A 19,321-nucleotide genomic window follows, 5' to 3' on the forward strand; every position below is an offset into this window, starting at 1 on the left:
TCCGTCACCTTCCGGCCCCCCGGGGCGCGGGTCCGTCAGCCCGCCCGCGTCCCGTCCTCCCGCGCGTGGAAGACGGACACCAGCTCCGCCGCCAGTGCCTTGACCGCGGCCAGGCCCTCCGTGCCCCACCGGTGCGGTACGACGTCCACCGCGCACACCGTGCCGAGCACCACCCCGCGCCGGTCGGTCAGCGGCGCGCCGACGTACGCGCGGACCCCGCTCTCGTCGACCACCGCGTTCCCGGCGAACCGCGCGAAGTCCCGTACGTCCTCCAGGACCAGGGCCCGGCGCCGGACCACCACGTGCGGGCAGTACCCCCGGTCGCGGGCGAGCACCCGCGCCGGATAGCCGCTCGCGGGTGCCTCGCCGCCGCGGTGCAACCCGGCGAAGAACTGCCGTTCCTCGCCGACGAAGTTGACCCCCGCGTACGGCGCGCCCAGCGTGACCGCGATCCGCCGGGCGAAAGCGTCGAGTTCGGCGTCCACCCGCTCCCCCAGGCCCAGTTCGCGCAACCGCGTCACGCGCGCGGGCGCCTCGCGGTCCTCCGGGGTGAGCAGCAGGTGCCCGGTGGATTCGTAAGAGGTCATGGCGGTTCCCCCGACTCAGAAGACGTGGCCGTGGACAGCAGGTGGTGGACGAGGACGGCCAGCGTCGCCGTGCCGGATCGGGTGAGCCGCGCGTCGCACCGTACGACGGGCACGTCCGGCGCGAGGTCCACCGCCTCGCGGACCTCGTCGGTGGTGTAGCGGTGGCCGCCGTCGAACTCGTTGACGGCGACGACGAAGCCGATCCCGCGCCGCTCGAAGAAGTCGACGGCGTCGAAGCAGTCGGCGAGCCGCCGGGTGTCGGCGAGCACCACGGCTCCGAGCGCGCCCGCGCACAGCTCCTCCCAGAGGAACCAGAAGCGCTGCTGACCGGGCGTGCCGAAGAGGTACAGGACCCGCTCGGCGTCCAGGGTGATCCGGCCGAAGTCCAGCGCGACCGTCGTGGTCGTCTTCGCCTCGACGCCGTCGAGCGGGTCGGTGCTCTCGCCCGCACCGCTCAGCAGCTCCTCCGTACTCAGCGGCTCGATCTCGCTGACCGCGCCCACGAAGGTGGTCTTGCCCGCTCCGAAGCCGCCCGCGACCACGATCTTCAGTGCCGCCGGGGGGCCGCCGGGCGGGCCGCCCCCGGCCCCCGCCTCAGAGCCTGCGGCGCAGGCCATCGAGCACCGCCCGCAGCAGGGACACGTCATCGGCCGCGCTCTCGGGGTCCCCGGGGGTGCCCGGGAAGCGCGGCGAGCGGGCCGTGACGGCCCCGCACTCCATCAGGTCGGACAGCAGCACCTTCGCGACCACGGCGGGCAGCCGCAGCCGGCCGGCCACCTCGGCGACCGTGACGGCTCCCGCACCGGCGCAGAGCCGCAGCGCAAGGCCGTGGTCGGGGCCGAGCGGCGCGCACGGCCGGGTGCCGGTCGCGCTCACGAGGGACAGCAGGTCCAGTGCCATCGCCGCACGGGTCCGGCCGCCGCTCGCGGTGTACGGGCGCATCACCCGGCCCGCCGTGGCGTCCAGCCAGGGCGCGTCCCGGCCGGTTCCGGCCGGGTGCTGACCGCTCGCGCGTGCCCCCGTGGCATGCCGCCTCATCGCTCCGGGGCGGTGGCCGGGCGGCGCGGCGGCGCGGCCAGGTACGGCCGTACGCTCTTGACGAGCATCGCCATCTCGTAGCCGAGCACTCCGGCGTCCGCCTCCCGGTCGGCGAGGACGGCCAGACAGGTGCCCGCGCCGGCCGCCGAGACGAACAGCAGCGCCGAGTCCAGCTCCACGACCACCTGCCGGACCTCCGCGCCGTCCGCGAACCGCGACCCGGCGCTGCGGCCGAGCGAGTGGAGCCCGGACGCGAGGGCCGCCAAGTGGTCGGCCGCGTCGGCGTCGAGGCCGTGTACGCAGGTGACGAGGCCGTCCGCGGTGAGCAGCACGGCACTGCGGGTGTAGGGCACGCGGCGCACCAGGCCGCTCAGCAGCCAGTCCAGATCCGCGTGGGGGGTGATCCTGGTCGCCGCTTCGGCTGTCATCGGAAGGTCTCCTCGCTGCGGTACGCGGATGGGGTGCGCGGCGTCGTCATGACGGGCTCTCGGACTGGGCGAGGCCGAAGCCCCGCTGGAAGGCGGCCATCAGACCCGGGTCGTGCACGGGGGCCTCGCCCCCGGGACCGTGGTCGTCCGCGCGGCGCGGCGCAGGCGCGTCGCGCAGCTGGGGCGCCAGGTGTTCCTGGGCCCGGCGCCGCGGCAGCGACGGCCGGTCGGCCGCCCCGCCGCCGCCGCTCCGCGCTGCGGGCACCACGGCGGCGGTACCGGTACGGCCGTCCGCGGCCGGGGGCTGCGCCGCGGCCGGGGGCGCCGCCGTGACCGGGGGCGCGGTCGCGGCGATCACCACCGGCCGGGGCTGCGGCTCCGGCACGTCCCCGGTCGGGGACACCGGCCCGGGCGCGGGCTCCGGCACCTCCACGACCGGCGCCCGCACCTCGCTCACCGCCTCGGGCGCAGCGCCCACCGGACCCGCCTGCGGCCCCGGTTCCGGGACGGCCGTCCACATCGTCGCGGTGACCGCCGGCCCGGGGGCCCGCGTCGGGGCGGTCGGATCCGGTACCGGGGCCGGAGCCGGTCCCGGACTCCACGGCGGGTGCGCCACCACCCTCCGTACGGGCTCCAGCGGCGGTACGGGGAGCGCCGCGCCGGTCCCCCACGAGGTGGTCCGCGTGCCCCCCACCGCGTCGGCCGCGCCCGGCGCCCCGGCGCCCAGCAGCTCCGGTGGCAGCACCAGGACGGCCAGCACGCCGCCGTAGATGTTCGACTTCAGTTCGACGGCGATGCCGTGCCTGCGGGCCAGCGCCGAGACCACGAACAGCCCGATCCGCCCGTCGGCCAGCAGCCGCCGGGCGTCGGCCCGGTCGCGGTCGCCGAACAGCGCGTTCATGCGGTGCTGCTCCTCGGGCGGCAGGCCGGGGCCGCGGTCCTCGACCTCGACCGCGATGCCCGCCGTGACCCGCTCGGCGCGCAGCACGACGTCGGTGTCCGGGGCGGAGAACACCGTGGCGTTCTCGACCAGTTCGGCCAGCAGGTGCACCACGTCGGCCACGGCGTGCCCGCGCACCGTCCCGCCCGCCGGAGGCACCACCTTCACCCGGGCGTACTGCTCGACCTCCGCCACCGCGGAGCGCAGTACCTCGCTGAGGTCGACGGGGCGGGTCCACTGCCGCCGCGAGGCGGCGCCGCCGAGTACCGCGAGGTTCTCCGCGTGGCGCCGGATCCTGGTCGCGAGGTGGTCGACCTGGAAGAGGTCCCTGAGCAGGTCGGGGTCCTCGACCGTGTCCTCCAGGTCGTCGAGCAGCGAGATCTCCCGGTGGACCAGCGACTGGAGGCGGCGCGCGACGTTCACGAACACCTCGACCTTCCGGTCGCTGTCGCAGGGGGCGGCGGGCCCGGCCAGCCGTACGAGCGTCGCGTGCGCCTGTTCCCGGGCTCCGCGCAACTCCTGGGACAGCAGCCAGAATTCGTCCAGGCGCTCCTGGCCGGGGCCGTCGGCGGGGACGGCCGCCGCAGCGCCGGCGGCGCGCGGCGGACGGGGCGGGGTCTCGCCGCGTTCCAGCCGGTCGGCCACCACGCCGAGCTCCCGGCGGCCGCGCGCGCTGGAGCGGCGCAGCGCCTCGCAGCGGTCCCGTACGGCCTTGCCCGCGCGCTGGGCCCCGAGCAGCGCGGCGGCGAGCGCGCCGACGACGAGCAGAACGCAGCCGCCGAGCGCCGGCCACAGCCGCGGGTCCCGCGCGCCCGCGCCGCCGCCGAGCTGGAGGGTGAAGATGACCGCGGCGGCGCCGCTGAGCCCGGCGGCGAGGGTGGGCAGGACGGCCGCGCGGATCAGCTGGGGCCGTATCTGCCGGCCCGGACCGGTGACGGCGTGTCGCGACGGGGAGTGGCGGGGGCGGGCGGCGCGGAGTCCGGACATCGGCGTCCTCGGTACGGTACGGGGGCCCGGGCCCCCGGGGTACCGGGACCCGGTGTTGATCACCGAATACCCACGCTAGACCGCGTCCTCACCCCACAGGCGGCCAGTCCGGGAACTTCACCGGGGTGCGTCCCGCTCCGGAAGGAGCGCTCGCACGGCCGCCCGAATCCCCTCGCGGGCGCCGTCCCCGCGCCCCCACCACCGCCGTGAGCCCCTCGTACGGGCCCGCACTCCACGGACGGGCCCACGCTGAACGTATGGACCCGCGCTCACCGCACGGGCCCGCACCCCGCCGGCCGGGCACACCAGGCGCACCGGCCGGACCGGCGTCAGCTGCCGACGGCCTCCGGCTCCTCGCGCGGGTCCGCCGCCGGCGCCGACACGGGGCGGGAGGGGGCGGCGGGCCGGGCGGCGGAGCCCGGCCCGGTCGCGGCGCCGGGGACGGGGGCCGCCACGAACGGGCGCCACCACGGCTCGGCCGGGGCGTCCGCCGCTCCCGGCTCGAAGGGGCGGCCCGGCACCGGCAGCGCGATGGCCGCGCCCACCCGTCCGGCGGCCGACAGGGTCCCTTCGCCCGGCTCCTCCCACGGGTGCGGGGCCAGGTTGAAGGTGCCCCAGTGGATCGGCAGCATCGTGCCGTGCGGGGCGCCGCCCTGGAGGTCGAGGTGGGCGGTCATGCCCTCCTCCGGGGTCATGTGGATGTCCGGCCAGTACTCCGAGTACGCACCGATCTGGATCATCGTCGCGTCGAAGGGGCCGTGCGCGGCGCCGATCTCCTTGAAGCCGGGGAAGTAGCCCGTGTCACCGCTGTGGAAGATCCGGTGCTCGTCGCCCGCGACGACCCACGACGCCCAGAGGGTGTACTGCTGGTTGCGCAGGCCGCGCCCGCAGAAGTGCCGGGCCGGGGTCGCGGTCAGCGAGAGTCCGGCGACCTTGGTGGTCTCGTTCCAGTCCAGTTCGCGCAGCCGGTCGGCCGGGACGCCCCAGTGCTCCAGGTGCGCGCCGACGCCGAGCGGGACCGCGAAGACCGTGTCCGTGGCGGCCAGGGCCTTGATCGTCGGCAGGTCGAGGTGGTCGTAGTGGTCGTGCGAGATCACCACGACGTCGACCGGCCCCAGCGCGGCCAGCGGCACCGGTACGGGGTGCAGTCGGCGGGGTCCGGCGAACGGGAAGGGAGAGCACCGCTCTCCCCACACCGGATCGAAGAGCACCCGGCGGCCGTCGATCTCCGCGAGCACGCTGGAGTGCCCCATCCAGGTCAGCCGCAGGCCGCTGACCGGGGGCTTCGCCAGATCGGCCAGGGTCGTCGGGTGCACCGGGACGGGCGCGCCCGGGTTGCGCCGGACCCGCTGCTCCTTGTGGAAATAGATCTTGGCGAACTCCACCATGGAGCCGGAAGGCCTGGTCCGGGCACCGACCGGGTTCTGGAAGACGCCGTCGGCGAAGTTCGGCGAGCGCAGGATCCGCTCCAGCCGCGCGCCGGACGGATCCGCGCCGAAGGCTTCGGGCCGCAGGGCGCGCAGCCGTGGACGCAAGGAACGGGAGCCGGGGCCGGAGCCGGTCAAGGCGCCTCCAGAGGGGAAGTGGGCAGGGCTGGTCGTACGTTCTACCACCATCCCAACGCGCGCCGCCCCCGAAGGATTCCGCGCGCCTCCCCGCCTCGCCCGCGACGCCCCTCGGCCCGCCCCTACAGCGGCAGCAGGTCCGGGCGCTTGGCCCCCATGCGGTCCCCCGAGGACTCCCCGCGCAGTCGCCTGCCGATCCACGGCACGAGGTGCTCCCGTGCCCACTGGATGTTGTCGCGGGTCACCTCGGCCGAGCCGCGCGGCTGCTGCGGGGGCCACGGCTGGTCCGGGTCCGCGGGCACCTCCAGGCCGAGCACCTGCGCGGCGCGCAGCGCGACCCGGGTGTGCCCCTCGGGCGAGAGGTGCAGCCGGTCGTGGTCCCAAGCCCGCCTGTCCTGTACGGACTTCAGCGACCAGAGGTCGAGCACCGGGCATCCGTACCGGTCGGCGATGGACCGGACGTGCGCCGAGTACGTCGCCACCTTGCCCCGGATGTGCCTGAGCACCGGCACCCCGCGGGTGTCGAAACCGGTGGTGATCATCACCATGCCGACGGACCCGACGAGGTCGGCGAGGGCCGCCTCGAACCGCTCCGCCACGTCGTCGGGGTCGCTCCCCGGCCGGATGATGTCATTGCCCCCGGCGCAGAAGCTGACCAGGTCGGGCGCCAGTTCCTTGGCCCGCGGTACCTGGTCGGCCACGATCTGGTCCAGGAGCTTCCCCCGCACGGCGAGGTTGGCGTACCGGAAGTCGTGCTCCTCGCGCTGGTCCGCGAGGAGCACGGCGAGCCGGTCGGCCCAGCCCACGCACAGGCCCCCCGGCCCCGGGTCGCCCACACCCTCGGTGAAACTGTCCCCGATCGCCGCGTACGAGCCGATGCCCGGCAGTGCCGTCTTGATTTCCGTCGTCCGTGCCGTCGTCTTCGTCGTCATCGCTGTCGTCGCTGCCACGAGAGCCCATACTCCACCCCGGGCGGTGACCTACGCGACCGTAGCCACCCCTTGACGGACCGTGATCTTTACCACCCGGCGGGTAAGGAATAAGTGAGGAGTCCGTCAGGTCTTTCAAGGGAGGCGGGGACACCGACGCGGCGGTGGCGTCAGACGTTCACGCCCTTCGAGCGCAGGTAGCCCAGCGGGTCGATGTCCGTGCCGTAGCCGGACCCGGTGCGGATCTCGAAGTGCAGGTGCGGGCCGGTGACGTTGCCGGTGGCACCGGAGAGGCCGATGCTCTGGCCCGCGGTCACGCTCTGGCCGACCGAGACCGAGAGCTGGGACAGGTGGCCGTACTGCGAGTAGCGGCCGTCCGCGTGCCGGATGACGACCTCGTTGCCGTACGCGCCGCCCCAGCCGGCGGAGACCACGGTGCCCGCGCCGACCGCGTGGACGGTGGTGCCGGTGCCCACGGCGAAGTCGACGCCGGTGTGGTAACCGCTGGACCACATGCTGCCGCTCGCCCGGTACTGGGTGGCGATGGAGGCGGAGACCGGGGCGACGAAGCCGGAGGCCGAGGCGGTACCGCTGCCCGAGCCCGTGCCGGCGGAGGTGCCGCCCCGAGCACTCGTTCCCTCCTGCGACGCACCCTCGTCGGCCGTGGCGGCCGGGGCCTCCGCGGCGGCGGCGCCCTCGTCCTGGCCCGCGTCCTCGTCCGCGTCCGCAGCGTCGTCCGCCACCGGCGCGGGTTCCTCGGCGCTCTGCGCGGCGGGCGCCGGAGCCTGTCCGCCCGGTCCGCCGAGCGCGAGCTTCAGCCCCGGGTGGATCAGCGAGGGGTCGGAGCCGACGGCCTCGCGGTTGTCCGCGTAGAGGCGCTGCCAACCACCGCTCAGGTGCCGCTCCGCGGCGATCTCCGAGAGGCAGTCGCCGGACACCACGGTGTACACCGAGGAGGCCTCGGGCGCGGCGGCCGCGGCCCGGAGCGCCGCCGGAGCCTGGGCCGGGAGGGCCTGGGCCGGCAGCGCGGCGGTGGCGGGAGCCGTGGCCTGCGGGGCGGCCTGCGCGCCGGCGGCGCCCAGCAGCGGCAGCGCGAGCGCCGCGCTTCCGGTGCCCGCGACGACGAGACCGCGGGTGAATGCGGCGGACTTCGGACGGCGGTGCTTTCCCTTTGCGGGCATGGTGAATTCCTCTCCGTCGCCTGCGAGGTGAGCTGTCGGGTTCGGACTGGAGATGTCCGGCCGTAGATCTACGGCTTCACCCCGAGCCGTCCGGAGGAGATCCATTCGAGAACATCGAGAAGATCGGATTCGGAAACGGCGGCTTACCTGGTTCCCCCGCTCCTGCCGGGCGCGTGGATCGTCGGGTGCGGTGCCGGACGGTGGCAGGATTAGGCGGTCCATCCGGGTGGAGGTGAAGGTATTGGCTCCGGTCCCGTGGAACAAGCCGCGAATTCCCTTGGGTAATGGCGCGGGTGAGGGGCCGCCGGAATTCCGGTCACCCTCCGTGGAATCCGCTGCGGCAACACCCTTGCGCACAAGGCAATTCGGCTTTAGCGATCACACACTCACGGTCACCGTATGATCCTGCTCACGGGGACGGGCCCGATCTCCCCGCCCCTTATGGCAAGTTGCGTTCAACCAGCGCAATTCGGACATGCCGCGACGATACGGAGGAGTCTTCGTGACCCAGCAGATACCCCAGGCCCCGTCCACGGAGCCGGAACTGACCGGAGTGCGCAACTTCCGTGACGTGGGCGGCCTCCCGGCCACCGACGGACGGAGGGTCAGATCGGGACAGGTCTACCGAAGCGGACATCTGGCGCATGCCACCGAAACCGACACGGAATTCCTCGCGTCGCTGGGTCTCCACACCGTCTTCGACTTCCGCAACGCCGCCGACCACGCCCTGGAGGGCCCGGACGTCGAGCTGCCGGGCGTGCGCAACGTCAACCTCCCGCTCTCCGACCCGGCGGACGGCACGGAGTTCTGGCGGATGGTCCGCGACGGCGATCTCGGCCAGCTGCGGGAGGCCCTCGGCGACGGCAAGGCCGCCCGGCGGATGGCCGCCTCCTACCGCGAGATCGTGACGACCCGCACCGCCGAGCACCGCCGGGTCGTGCAGGCGCTCGCCCGGAACGAGGTGCCGGTCCTGATGCACTGCGCGGCCGGCAAGGACCGGGCCGGGCTCTCGATCGCCGTCACCCTGCTCGCGCTCGACGTGGAGCGCGAGGCGATCGTGGCCGACTACCTGGAGTCGAACGCTCCGCACCGCCGCTACAAGGTGCGCCGCAGCGGCGGGACCCCCGAGGCCCGCTCCCCCGAGGTGATGGAGCTGCTCGCCCCGCTCTTCGACGCGCGCGCCGAGTACCTGCACGCGGCCTTCGAAACCCTGGAGGAGATCTGGGGCAGCACCGACCGCTACCTCGCCGAGGGCCTCGGCCTCGCGCCCGAGACCCTCGACGAGCTGCGCGACCGCCTCCTGGAGTGACGGCGCCGGCCGGTCCGCCGGGCGGCCGACCGGCGGACCACCCGGCGGGTCAGCGGTTCGCGACGGCCTGCTTGACCAGCGTCCTGCCGAAGTCCCACATCAGCCCGCCCCCGCCGTGGGCGTCGTCCATGACCTCCCGGAAGGCGCCCACGAAGCGGTCCACGTCCGCCTCGTCCACGATCAGCGGCGGAATCAGCTTGATCACTTCCAGGTGGTCACCGGAGACCTGGGTCAGGATCCGGTGCTTCTGGAGCAGCGGTACGACGACCATCTGCGCGAAGAGCCCCTTGCGCGCGGCCTGGAGCATGGTCCACCGGCTGCGCAGGCCCAGCGAGGACGGGCGGCCGAACTCGATGCCGATCATCAGCCCCCGGCCGCGCACCTCGTGCAGCAGTTCGTACTCGTCCACCATCGCCGCGAGCCGGCCGCGCAGCAGATCGCCCATGGCACGGGCGTTGGCCACGACCGACTCGTTCTCCATGACGGACAGCACCGCGAGCCCGGCGGCCATGGCCTGGGCGTTGGAGCCGAAGCTGGCCGAGTGCACGAGGACCCGGTCCATGGACGAGTACACCTTCTTGAAGATCCAGTCCTTGCCCAGGGTCGCGCCGACGGGCACGTAGCCGCCCGACAGGGCCTTGGCGACGCACACCAGGTCGGGTTCCACCCCGGCCTCGTGCTGGTAGGCGTAGAACTCCCCGGTCCGGCCGAAGCCGGTCTGCACCTCGTCCGCGATCAGCAGGGCCTTGTGCCGGTGCAGCAGCTCCTGCGCGGCGCGCAGGAAACCGGGCGGGGCCGCCAGCACCCCCTTGCCCTGGATCGGCTCCACGACGAAGGCGGCCACGTCGCCGCGCTTCAGCTCGCGCTCCAGGGCCCCCAGGTCCCCGAGGGCGATCCGGGTGTCGGGCAGCAGGGGCGCGAACCCGTCCCGGAAGCCCGCCTCCCCGTTCACCGACAGGGAGCCGGTGGTGAGCCCGTGGAAGGCGTGGTCGCAGTAGAGGACCCTGGGGCGGCCCGTGGCGAAGCGGGCGAACTTCAGCGCGGTCTCCACGGCCTCGGTGCCGCTGTTGCCGAAGAAGACCCGGTCCAGGTGGGGACTGTGGGACAGCAGCTTCTCCGCCAGCAGCCCGGGCAGCGGCTGGCAGTCGAAGCGGGTGAGGTCGGCGAGCTGCGCGTCGAGCACGTCGTGCAGGGCCCGCCGGACGACGGGGTGGTGGCGGCCGAGCCCCATCACCCCGAAGCCCGCGAGCATGTCGAGGTAGTCGTTGCCCTCGGCGTCCCAGAAGTGGGCGCCCTCGGCCCGCTCGTAGACCTTGTCGAAGCCGATGGTGTGCAGCATGCGGGGCAGCTGGTGGTTGAGGTGGCGGGCGTGCAGCTCGTAGCGCTCGCCGCCCCGCTCGGCCAGCAGGGAGCCGAGGTCGAACTCCTTGCCCGGGCCCGGGCCGCCGTCGGCGCCCGGGCCCTGCGCGACGGCTGTCATACCCGCTTCTCCCAGTTGCCCCCCACCGTCTCCCGGGCCGCCCGCAGGGTTTCCTTGAGCGAGCCCATGGTGGCGAGGACGGCGGTGGGTTCGTAGCCGCAGTGCGCCATGCAATTCGCGCAGCGCGGGTCCTTTCCGCGGCCGTACTTGCTCCAGTCGGTGTCCTCGATCAGTTCCCGGTACGTGGGCACGTACCCGTCGCTCATCAGGTAGCAGGGGCGCTGCCAGCCGAACAGCGAGTAGTTGGGAATGGCCCACGCCGTGCAGGGGAAATCGGCCTTGCCTTCCAGGAAGTCCAGGAAGAGCGGGGAGTGGTTCAGCCGCCAGCGGCGCCGGTTTCCGCCCGAGAATGCCTTGCGGAAGAGTTCCCGGGTCTGTTCCACGCCCAGGAAGTGCTCCTGGTCGGGCGCCTTTTCGTAGGCGTAGGCAGGCGAGATCATCATCTCGTCGACCTGGAGGTCGTCATTGAGGTAGTTGAGCACCTCGATGATGGTCTGCGGGGTGTCGGTGTTGAAGAAGGTGGAGTTCGTGGTCACCCGGAACCCGCGCTTCTTCGCCTCCTTGATGGCCTCGACCGCCTCGTCGAAGACGCCTTCCTTGGCGACGGATTCGTCGTGGCGTTCGCGCAGACCGTCGATGTGGACGGCGAAGGCGAAATAGGGCGAGGGGGTGAACTTCGCCATCTTCTTGCGGAGCAGCACCGCGTTGGTGCACAGGAAGACGTACTTCCGCTTCGCCACCAACTGCCGCACGATCTCGTGGATCTGCGGGTGCATCAAGGGCTCGCCGCCCGCGATGGACACCATGGGCGCGCCGGACTCCAGTACGGCGCCGACCGCCTGGGCCACCGGCATGCGCTGCTTGAGCACCCCGGCCGGGTGCTGGATCTTCCCGCACCCTTCGCAGGCCAGGTTGCAGGCGTAGAGCGGTTCCAGCTCGACGATCAGCGGGAACTTCTCACGCCTGCGGAGCTTCTGTTCGAAGAGATACGTCCCGACCCTGATGGACTGTCGCAGCGGCATGGCCATCTGGCTCACCTCCTGGGGAGCAGCGAAGAACGGTGCCATTCATAAAATGCGGGCAGTACCGCACGCAATACGCGGAAAGCCGATATTCCACCGCGCACGGTGCCGATACGGACGAGCTCATGCTCCGGAGCGTCCACGATCACCCGGACGGCCGCAACCGGGCGCGGCCCGGTGCGGTCGCCCGTGTGGGCGGCGGTCCAGAGGGTGGCGGCCGATTCCATGTCGACCGCGATGGCGCCGGTGGCGCGCAGCTGTGCGCGTTCCTGGCCGCGGACGACGTGGTCGGAGCCGATCAGGGGGCCGGTGTGGATGGTCCGGCCGGGTGCCGCCCGGGCCAGTGCGTCGGCCAGGCGTCCGGTGGCCGCGCAGCCGACGGCGCCGCGCGGGTCCCGGGTCTCCTCGGCGACCACGAGGTCGCCGGGGTGCATGCCGGGGACGAGGCCGGCGCAGAAGCCGGTGGCGAGTACGGCCGCCCCGCGCATCCGGGGCGCGGCCAGCGAGCGGGCGACGGCCCGCTCGGCGGCGCGCGGGCCCATGCCGGTGCGCAGGACCGCGTACCCCTCGGGAGCGCCGCGGTCGCGGCGGCTGCGCAGGGCCGCCTCCTCGATGCGCAGGGCGCAGGCGATGAGGAGCGGCGCGTCCGGTCCCGGCTCCCCGGGCCCGCCCGGGGGCCGCGCGGTCACCGGGGCTCCCCGTCCAGGGCGGGAGCGGGGGCCGGAGCGGGGGCGGGGGCCGGAGCGGGGGCGGGGGCCGGCGCCTCGGCGGTGCGCAGGGCCGGGGGCCCGGCCGTCCGCGCGGCCGCGGTGGCGTCGGCCGCGAAGGGCTCGCCGTACAGGTAGCGGCCCAGCGCGGTGAGCGGGAACACCTGCCGGTAGAGGTGGTAGTTGATGGAGAAGTCCCAGGGAAAGCCGGTGCCCGTGAAGTAGGGCTCGTCCCAGGAACCGTCGGCCTGCTGGGTGTTCACCAGGTAGGCGATCCCGCGCCGCACGGCCCGGCTCTCGCGCTCACCGGCCGACAGCAGGGCCATCAGCGCCCACGCGGTCTGCGAGGCGGTGGACGTGCCCCGCCCGGCCCAGGCGGGGTCCTGGTAGGAGCGCTGGTCCTCGCCCCAACCGCCGTCCTCGTTCTGCACCTTCTCCAGCCAGGTCACCGCGCGCCGGATCGCGGGATGGGTGACGGGCATCCCCGCGGCGGTGAGCGCGGGGACCACCGAGCCGGTTCCGTACACGTAGTTGGTGCCCCAGCGGCCGAACCAGGCGCCGTACGACTCCTGTTCGGCGAGCAGCCAGGCGATGCCGCGCCGGGTGCGGGGGTCGGCGGCCCGGCCCTCGACGGCCAGCATCTCCACCACGTGGGCGGTGACGTCGGCCGACGGCGGGTCGATGACCTCGCCGAAGTCGCAGAACGGCAGCCGGTTGGGCAGCGTGCTCGTGTTGTCGGCGTCGAAGGCCCCCCACGCACCGTTGCGGGACTGCATCCCGAGGTTCCAGGCCACTCCACGGGCCACGGCCGCTTCGAGCCGCGCCGGGTCGGGGTGGCGGATCCGGCGCAGGGCGAGGACCACCTCGGCGGTGTCGTCGATGTCGGGGTAGTTGTCGTTGTGGAACTCGAACGCCCAGCCGCCGGGGGCCAGTCCGGGACGTTTGACGGCCCAGTCACCGCTGCGCACGATCTCCTCGCCGAGCATCCAGTCGGCTGCCTTGACGAGCGCGGGGTGGTCGGGCGCCAGGCCCGCGTCGGCGAGGGCGATCGCGGCGAGGCAGGTGTCCCAGACCGGGGACTGGCAGGCCTCGATCATCCGCGCGCCGTCCTCGCGCCACACCGCGAACCGGTCGAGGGACTCCAGGCCCGCCCGCATCACCGGATGGCCCAGGTCGTAGCCGAGCAGGTGCAGCGCGATGACGGAGTACACGGCGGGCGGCTGGATGCCGCCCCAGCAGCCGTCGTTCTCCTGGCGTTCGATGATCCAGCGGGCGGCCGCGTCCATGGCCGCCTTGCGCAGCCGGCGCGGAGCGAGCCTGCGGTAGAGGTGCAGGGCGCGGTCCATGCGCTGGAAGGCGCCGTCCCAGCTGGCGAGGCGGGCCAAGGGCCGGGCGCGGTACGGGGTGCGCGCGTCCGTGTGGAGTTCGTCGAGGGCGAAGGGCGCGGGGCGGACCGGCCGCTGGGCGGAGACGATCGTCAGCGGGACGATGGTCTGGCGGGCCCAGCAGCCGAAGTCGTAGATGTTGAGCGGCACCCACTTGGGCAGGAACACCAGCTCGGGCGGGAGTTCGGGCAGGTGGTCCCAGCTCCACCAGCCGAAGAGGGCCAGCCAGATCCGGGTGAACACCCGGGCGGCGGCGATGCCGCCCTGGTCCCGGATCCAGGCCGAGGCGCGGGCCATGTGCGGCTCGTCCGGGCGGTCGCCGGCCAGGCGCAGGGCGACGTACGCCTCGACGGTCGCGGAGAGGTCGGGCGGGCCGCCGTGGAAGGTGGCCCACGTGCCGTCCGGGCTCTGCTCACCGCGGATGAACAGGCCGGCGGCGCGGGTGACGGCCTCGTCCTGCACGCCGAGGAACTGCCGCAGCAGCAGGTCCTCGGCGTCCATGGTGACGTTGGTCTCCAGGTCGCCCTTCCACCAGCCCTCGGGGTCCTGGCGGTCCAGCAGGTGGCGGGTGGCCCGGTCGGTGGCCTCCCGGACGCGCCGGTCGGTGACCTCCGGCGCCGAGCGGCCGCGGGCCGGCGCTCCGGGTGGCGGCCCGGACGGTGCGGGTGGTCCGGACGGTGCGGGTGGTCCGGACGGTGCGGGTGGTCCGAGTGGTCCCGGTGGCCCGGGTGGTCCGGTCCGCACCGGGCGGACCGGTGTGGCGGTGTCGCTGCCCGAGTCGGTGCCGCAGTCCCCGGCACCGCCGTCGGTCGTCGCTGTCATGGCTTCCCCTTACGTGGCAGTGTCCTCTGCTGTGCTGGGGTCCGCCGTCGGCCGGTGCGCGCTTCACGGGGAAGCGGCACCGGCCGGCGACTTGCGCGTCATATCCGCGTACGGGTGGCGATCACCTCTTGCGCACGACGACGAAGTCGGCGAGGGCGACGAGCTGGTCGCGCACCCGCTGGGGCATGTCCACGTCGTCGAGCGCCTTGACGGCGATCACGTGCTGGCGGCGCGCCTCGTCGGCGGTCCACTGGCGGCCGCCCGCCGCGTCGATGAGGGCGGCGCGGGCCGCGAACTCCTCCTCGGAGAAGTTCTCGAAGTCGTTGCTCTTGGCGTCGGCGGCGAGGAGTTCGGCGAGTTCCTCGGAGGCCGGTCCGCCGGCCGCGAGCGCGGCGACCACGGGCAGCGACTTCTTGCGCTGGCGCAGATCGCTCCAGGTCTGCTTGCCGGTGGCCTCGGGGTCGCCCCAGATGCCGAGCAGGTCGTCGACGGCCTGGAAGGCGAGGCCGAGGTGGTAGCCGTACTCCTCCAGCTTGTCGGCCGTGCGGTCGTCGGCGCCGCCGAGCACCGCGCCGATGGAGACCGCGCAGGCGAGCAGCGCGCCGGTCTTGTTGCCCTCCATCTCCAGGCACTCCTCGACGCTGACGCGCTCGCGGTGCTCGTAGGAGATGTCCTGGGCCTGACCGTCGATCAGCTTGCGGCTGGCGGTGGTCAGCCGCAGCGCGGCGCGCCCGGCCTCGACCGTGCCCAGCTCCAGCAGGACCTCGTTGGCCAGCGCGAACAGCGCGTCGCCGACCAGGATCGCCAGCGCGGGACCGTGCACCTTCCACACCGTGTCGCGGTGGCGGCGCTGCTCGTCACCGTCCATCAGGTCGTCGTGCAGCAGCGAGAAGTTGTGCACCAGCTCGACGGCGACCGCGCCGGGGACGCCGACCTCGGCCGCGGCTCCCGCCGCCTCGGCGGAGAGCAGGGCGAGCGCGGGGCGCACGGCCTTGCCGCCGTCGCCGTCCGCCGGGTTGCCCTGGGCGTCGATCCAGCCGAAGTGGTAGGCGGCGACGGTGTCCATGGGCGGCGCGAGCCGCTCGACCGCCGCGCGCAGGACGGGGGTCGACAGGGTGCGGCCGCGCTCCAGGAGCGCGACGGTGTCCGTCTTCTCCGCCGCGCCCTGGGCCTGCTCGGCCCTCCCGTCAGCCGGGTTCCCCGGGTTCACTGGCTCTCCTCTGGTTCCTGTACGTGCGGTACCGGTCGTGCTGGTGATCGTCATACCGCCTCCTGCAGCGGGTGTTCGCGGGGGCGGCCGAGGGCGGCGAGCGCGGCGTGGGCCGCGTTCAGTCCGCTGCGGACGGCGCTCTCCATGGTGGCGGGCCAGCCGGTGGCGGTCCACGCGCCGGCCAGGTAGAGCCCGGGCGCGCCGGTCCGGGCCGGCGGTCGCAGCCGGCCGACGCCGGGCGCGGGGGCGAAGGTCGCCGTCCGTTCCCGGGTGACGAAGAAGTCGCGGACCTTGGCGCCGCGGGCGGCGGGCAGCAGCCGCTCCAGTTCGGGCAGGTACTTCGCGCGCAGCACCGAGACGGGTTCGTCGATGTCGTCGTGGGCGACGGACTGGGACAGGGCGAGGTACTGGCCGCCGTCGGCCAGGCCCGAGCTGTCGGTCCGGTCGAAGACCCACTGGACCGGGGAGCCGAGGGCCGCGAAGAACGGCTGCTTGAGCACCTTGCGGTCGTAGACGACGTGGACGTTGAGGATGGGCGCGGTGCCGATGTCGAGGAGCTTGTCCGGGTCGTCGAGGGCGCCGGCGGGCAGCAGGCCGTGGGCCTCGCGCTGCGGCACGGCGAGGACGACGGTGTCCGCGTCGATGGCGTGCTCCTCGGTCCCGACGCTCCAGCCGCCCTCGGGGGTGCGGGTGATGCCGGTGACCCGGGTGCGCAGTTCGGTACGCACGCCCGCCGCGTCGAGGGCCTTGCGGGCGAGGGTGTCGTGGAGTTCGCCGAGGGGGACGCGGGCCCAGCCGATGTCGGCCGCGCCGTTCTCCGAGAGCAGGCCGGTCTTGAAGACCATGGCGGCGAGTCCCAGGGAGGACTGCTCGGCGGTGGCGTTCAGGGTGGCGATGCCGACGAGGTCCCACAGGGCTTCGATGGTCCGGGGGGACTGGCCGTAGCGGCCGAGCCAGGTCGCGAAGTCCAGGCCGTCGAGCGCCGGGTCGGCGGGGTCGAGGCGGCGCAGCGCGAGGGCGGCGCGCCCGACGCCCGCCCGTTCGGCCAGCGAGAGGTGCGGGTAGCGGGCCAGGGACGCGGCGAGGTGCAGGGGGACGGGCAGGGGGCTGCGGCGCAGCCGGCCCAGCCGCGGTCCGCCGGGGTGGGCGACGTCGAGGACGGGTACGTCGAGGCGGTCCTGCAGCGGGGCGAGGGCGGCGCCGTCGATCCGGTCCAGGAACCACCGGTAGCCGGTGCAGCAGCGCAGGTAGACGTGCTGGCCGTTGTCGACGTCGAGTTCGCCGCGCTTGAAGGAGAAGGCGAGCCCGCCGAGCCGGGGGCGGCCTTCCAGCAGGGTCACGCGCATGCCGGTGTCGGCGAGCCGCAGCGCGGCGCTCACTCCCGCGAGCCCGCCGCCGACGACCACCGCACGGTCCGCGGTCATTGGTCCTCCTTGGTCGTCCCGACAGACGTCGGAGCGACGTCCGGGGTTGCGCCGGGTCCCATCAGGGCCGCCTCCGGGTGCTCTGGCGCGAGATGTGCCGCGCGTCGAGGCCCGAGAGGCCGCGCACGGCGACGTACGCCTTCTCGTGGGGCGGCAGCGAGACGCGCCCGCGCAGCACCGCTTCGGGCTCGCGCTCGATCCGGTCGAGCAGGCGCCGGTAGATGCCGGCCATCGCGGCGACGCAGGCGCCGCTGCGCCGGTCGAGCATGGGCAGCAGCCGGTAGCCCTCGACGAACAGGGCACGGGCGCGGCGCACTTCGTGGTGGATCAGTCCGGCGAAGTCGGATCCGGCGGGGGCCCGGTCGTCGTGGAAGCCGTCCGCGCAGCCGAACTTGGCGAGGTCCTCGGCGGGCAGGTAGGTGCGCCCGTTGCCCGCGTCCTCGCGGACGTCGCGGAGGATGTTGGTCAGTTGCAGGGCGAGGCCGAGGGTGTCGGCGTACTCGCCCGCGCGCGCGGCGTCGGGCGCGCCGGGGGTGGTGCCGAACACGCCGAGGGAGAGCCGGCCGATGGCGCCGGCGACGCACCGGCAGTAGACCTTCAGGTCGTCCCAGGTCTCGTAGCGCTCGCCGCGGACGTCCATCAGGACGCCGTCGATGAGTTCGTCGAGGCCGCCGAGGGGGATGGGGAAGCGGCGGGCTGCGTCGGCGAGGGCGACGGCGACCGGGTCGGTGTCGTCCTCGCCGACGGCTCCCTCGACGACGCGGCCGAGCAGGGCCCGGGTCTCTTCCAGCCGGGCGAACTTGGCGTCGGCCGGCAGCGTCCCGTCGCCGATGTCGTCGACGCGCCGCGAGAAGGCGTACAGCGCGGACATCGCCTGCCGCTTGTCGGCGGGCAGCAGCCGGATGCCGTACGCGAAGTTGCGCGCCTGGGCGCCGGTGACGGCCTCGCAGTAGCTGTAGGCGGCGACTACCGGTGCCGACGGGGCGGATGGTGCGGACGCGTGTGCGGGGCCCTCCACGTTCGGGCTCACCTCTTTCTCGGCGCTGTGCGCAGGACGGCGGCCACCTCGCGGAGCAGGCCGCGCTTGGTGGGCTTGGGCGGGCCGGGTGCCACGTCGAATCCGGCCGCGGCGACGGCGTCGAGGGCGGCGCGCCCGCCTCCCACGAAGCCCGCGAGCAGCAGCCGGAGTCTGCCGTGCACGCTACCCACCAGGGGGGTGCCTTCATTCAGGAGGTGCCGGGCGCGTTCGGATTCGAAGGCGATCAGGGAGCGGACGGAGGCGCCCGCGACCGGGGCGCGCAGATCGGCCTCGCGGACGTGGAAGCGGCGCATGTCCTGGGCGGGGAGGTAGATCCGGTCGCGGCCGAGGTCCTCGGTGACGTCCTGGAGGTGTTCGGCGATCTGCAGGGCGGTGCAGATCGCGTCGGAGTGGCGCACCCGTTCGGGGGTGCTGGTTCCGGTGAGGGAGAGGACGAGGCGGCCGACCGGGTTGGCGGAGAGTTCGCAGTAGCCGAGCAGGTCCTCGTACGTCTCGTAGCGGGACACGTGCTGGTCCTGCCGGTTGGCCTCGATCAGGCCGAGGAAGGGCTCGGGGGTGAGCGCGTGGGCGCGTACGACGGGACGCAGGGCCCGGAGCAGCGGGTGGTGCGGGCCGTCGCCGGTGGCGGCGAAGACCCGGCCCAGGTCGGCTTCCAGCGCGTCCAGCAGGGCGGGGCGGTCGTCGGCCTGCCCGGCGTCGAGGCCCAGCAGTTCGGCGTCGCGGCCGCCGGGGGCGAGGTCGCCGTCGCCGATGTCGTCCACCAGGCGGGCGTATCCGTAGACCGCGGTCAGGCCGTCGCGCCAGGCGCGCGGCAGGAAGGCGGGGGCGACGGGGAAGTTCTCCGCGGCGGCCTTGCGGAGGGTGGCGCGCGCGGGGTCGGCGTCGGCCGGGAGACGGAGGTGCTGCCCCGGGGTCACCGCCCGCCGCCCGGGGCCGGGACGGCGGAAACGCCTGGGGGCCGGAGAATTCCCGTAGCCATTGCCGTCACATCTCCCGTTCTACACTGCCGACCCAATGCATCCTATTTCGGACACGCCGCCGGACTTTACCCGGGGTGCGCCGGGCCGTTCACCTGCGGGTAATCCGGCCCGCGGAGCGCGATTCAGGACCGGCCCAGCTTACGTTGTACAACGGCGCGGGGACCTATCGGGTATTCGCTCCATTACGAGATGTCACGGGAGATCTCATGTGAGATCTGTCGGCGCGAATATGCCACCGCCCGCTGCCGTGCCCGCCGGTTCCGCGGTGGACAGGACGAGGACATCCCG

16 protein-coding genes, 1 pseudogene and 1 riboswitch are annotated in these 19,321 nt (G+C 74.0%); of the genes and pseudogenes, 1 reads left to right on the forward strand and 16 read right to left on the reverse strand.

Annotated elements, in window-relative coordinates; all coding sequences use genetic code 11:
* Positions 1-35: 35 nt before the first annotated feature.
* The 8 genes from AC0693_RS30120 to AC0693_RS30155 form a co-directional block, all read right to left on the reverse strand.
* Positions 36-587: a GAF domain-containing protein gene (locus AC0693_RS30120; protein WP_478803410.1), complete on the reverse strand. Its 552-nt coding sequence runs from the start codon at positions 585-587 to the stop codon at positions 36-38.
* Complete coding sequence (locus AC0693_RS30125; RefSeq protein ID WP_478803411.1) at positions 584-1,204, reverse strand: GTP-binding protein; 621 nt, start codon at positions 1,202-1,204, stop codon at positions 584-586. The genes AC0693_RS30120 and AC0693_RS30125 overlap by 4 nt, the downstream gene beginning before the upstream one ends.
* Positions 1,182-1,625 carry a DUF742 domain-containing protein gene (locus AC0693_RS30130; RefSeq protein ID WP_478803412.1) on the reverse strand — a complete coding sequence of 148 codons (444 nt, stop codon included), beginning with the start codon at positions 1,623-1,625 and terminating at the stop codon, positions 1,182-1,184. The genes AC0693_RS30125 and AC0693_RS30130 overlap by 23 nt, the downstream gene beginning before the upstream one ends.
* Complete coding sequence (locus AC0693_RS30135) at positions 1,622-2,053, reverse strand: roadblock/LC7 domain-containing protein (protein ID WP_356405205.1); 432 nt, start codon at positions 2,051-2,053, stop codon at positions 1,622-1,624. The genes AC0693_RS30130 and AC0693_RS30135 overlap by 4 nt, the downstream gene beginning before the upstream one ends.
* Positions 2,054-2,099: 46 nt before the next feature.
* Complete coding sequence (locus AC0693_RS30140; protein WP_478803413.1) at positions 2,100-3,980, reverse strand: sensor histidine kinase; 1,881 nt, start codon at positions 3,978-3,980, stop codon at positions 2,100-2,102.
* Between the two features lie 329 nt (positions 3,981-4,309).
* Entirely contained in the window at positions 4,310-5,545 is a 1,236-nt protein-coding gene (locus AC0693_RS30145) for an MBL fold metallo-hydrolase (RefSeq protein ID WP_478803414.1), read from the reverse strand.
* 122 nt (positions 5,546-5,667) lie between these two features.
* A complete protein-coding gene (locus AC0693_RS30150) occupies positions 5,668-6,477 on the reverse strand; it encodes an SGNH/GDSL hydrolase family protein (RefSeq protein ID WP_356405305.1) in 810 nt (269 codons plus the stop codon).
* A gap of 167 nt (positions 6,478-6,644) precedes the next feature.
* Positions 6,645-7,655, reverse strand: a complete 1,011-nt coding sequence (locus AC0693_RS30155) for a M23 family metallopeptidase (RefSeq protein WP_478803415.1) — start codon at positions 7,653-7,655, stop codon at positions 6,645-6,647.
* A gap of 2 nt (positions 7,656-7,657) precedes the next feature.
* Positions 7,658-7,837, reverse strand: a riboswitch (cyclic di-AMP (ydaO/yuaA leader).
* A gap of 320 nt (positions 7,838-8,157) precedes the next feature.
* Between AC0693_RS30155 and AC0693_RS30160 the strand changes: the two genes are divergently transcribed.
* On the forward strand, positions 8,158-8,964 hold the full coding sequence (locus AC0693_RS30160) for a tyrosine-protein phosphatase (RefSeq protein ID WP_478803416.1): 807 nt from the start codon (positions 8,158-8,160) through the stop codon (positions 8,962-8,964).
* A 49-nt stretch (positions 8,965-9,013) separates the two neighbouring features.
* Here the strand turns inward: AC0693_RS30160 and AC0693_RS30165 are convergent, their stop codons facing one another.
* The 8 genes and pseudogenes from AC0693_RS30165 to hpnC all read right to left on the reverse strand — a co-directional run bounded on the left by AC0693_RS30165 (position 9,014) and on the right by hpnC (position 18,970).
* Positions 9,014-10,444: an aspartate aminotransferase family protein gene (locus tag AC0693_RS30165; RefSeq protein ID WP_478803417.1), complete on the reverse strand. Its 1,431-nt coding sequence runs from the start codon at positions 10,442-10,444 to the stop codon at positions 9,014-9,016.
* The gene (gene hpnH, locus AC0693_RS30170) at positions 10,441-11,472 is read right to left on the reverse strand and encodes an adenosyl-hopene transferase HpnH (protein ID WP_478742733.1); all 1,032 of its coding nucleotides are present in this window, start codon (positions 11,470-11,472) and stop codon (positions 10,441-10,443) included. The genes AC0693_RS30165 and hpnH overlap by 4 nt, the downstream gene beginning before the upstream one ends.
* 5 nt (positions 11,473-11,477) lie before the next feature.
* Complete coding sequence (locus AC0693_RS30175) at positions 11,478-12,155, reverse strand: phosphorylase family protein (protein WP_478742731.1); 678 nt, start codon at positions 12,153-12,155, stop codon at positions 11,478-11,480.
* 110 nt (positions 12,156-12,265) lie between these two features.
* A pseudogene (shc, locus tag AC0693_RS30180) lies at positions 12,266-14,380 on the reverse strand (squalene--hopene cyclase); the annotation flags it as partial.
* A gap of 121 nt (positions 14,381-14,501) precedes the next feature.
* A complete protein-coding gene (locus AC0693_RS30185; RefSeq protein WP_468466624.1) occupies positions 14,502-15,590 on the reverse strand; it encodes a polyprenyl synthetase family protein in 1,089 nt (362 codons plus the stop codon).
* A 50-nt stretch (positions 15,591-15,640) separates the two neighbouring features.
* Entirely contained in the window at positions 15,641-17,014 is a 1,374-nt protein-coding gene (gene hpnE, locus AC0693_RS30190; protein ID WP_478803418.1) for a hydroxysqualene dehydroxylase HpnE, read from the reverse strand.
* 61 nt (positions 17,015-17,075) lie between these two features.
* Entirely contained in the window at positions 17,076-18,044 is a 969-nt protein-coding gene (gene hpnD / locus AC0693_RS30195) for a presqualene diphosphate synthase HpnD (RefSeq protein WP_478803419.1), read from the reverse strand.
* Positions 18,041-18,970: a squalene synthase HpnC gene (gene hpnC, locus AC0693_RS30200; RefSeq protein WP_469337957.1), complete on the reverse strand. Its 930-nt coding sequence runs from the start codon at positions 18,968-18,970 to the stop codon at positions 18,041-18,043. Before hpnC ends, hpnD begins: the two co-directional genes overlap by 4 nt.
* Positions 18,971-19,321 lie beyond the last annotated feature (351 nt).

It is taken from the genome of Streptomyces sp. NPDC043876 (assembly GCF_056435825.1).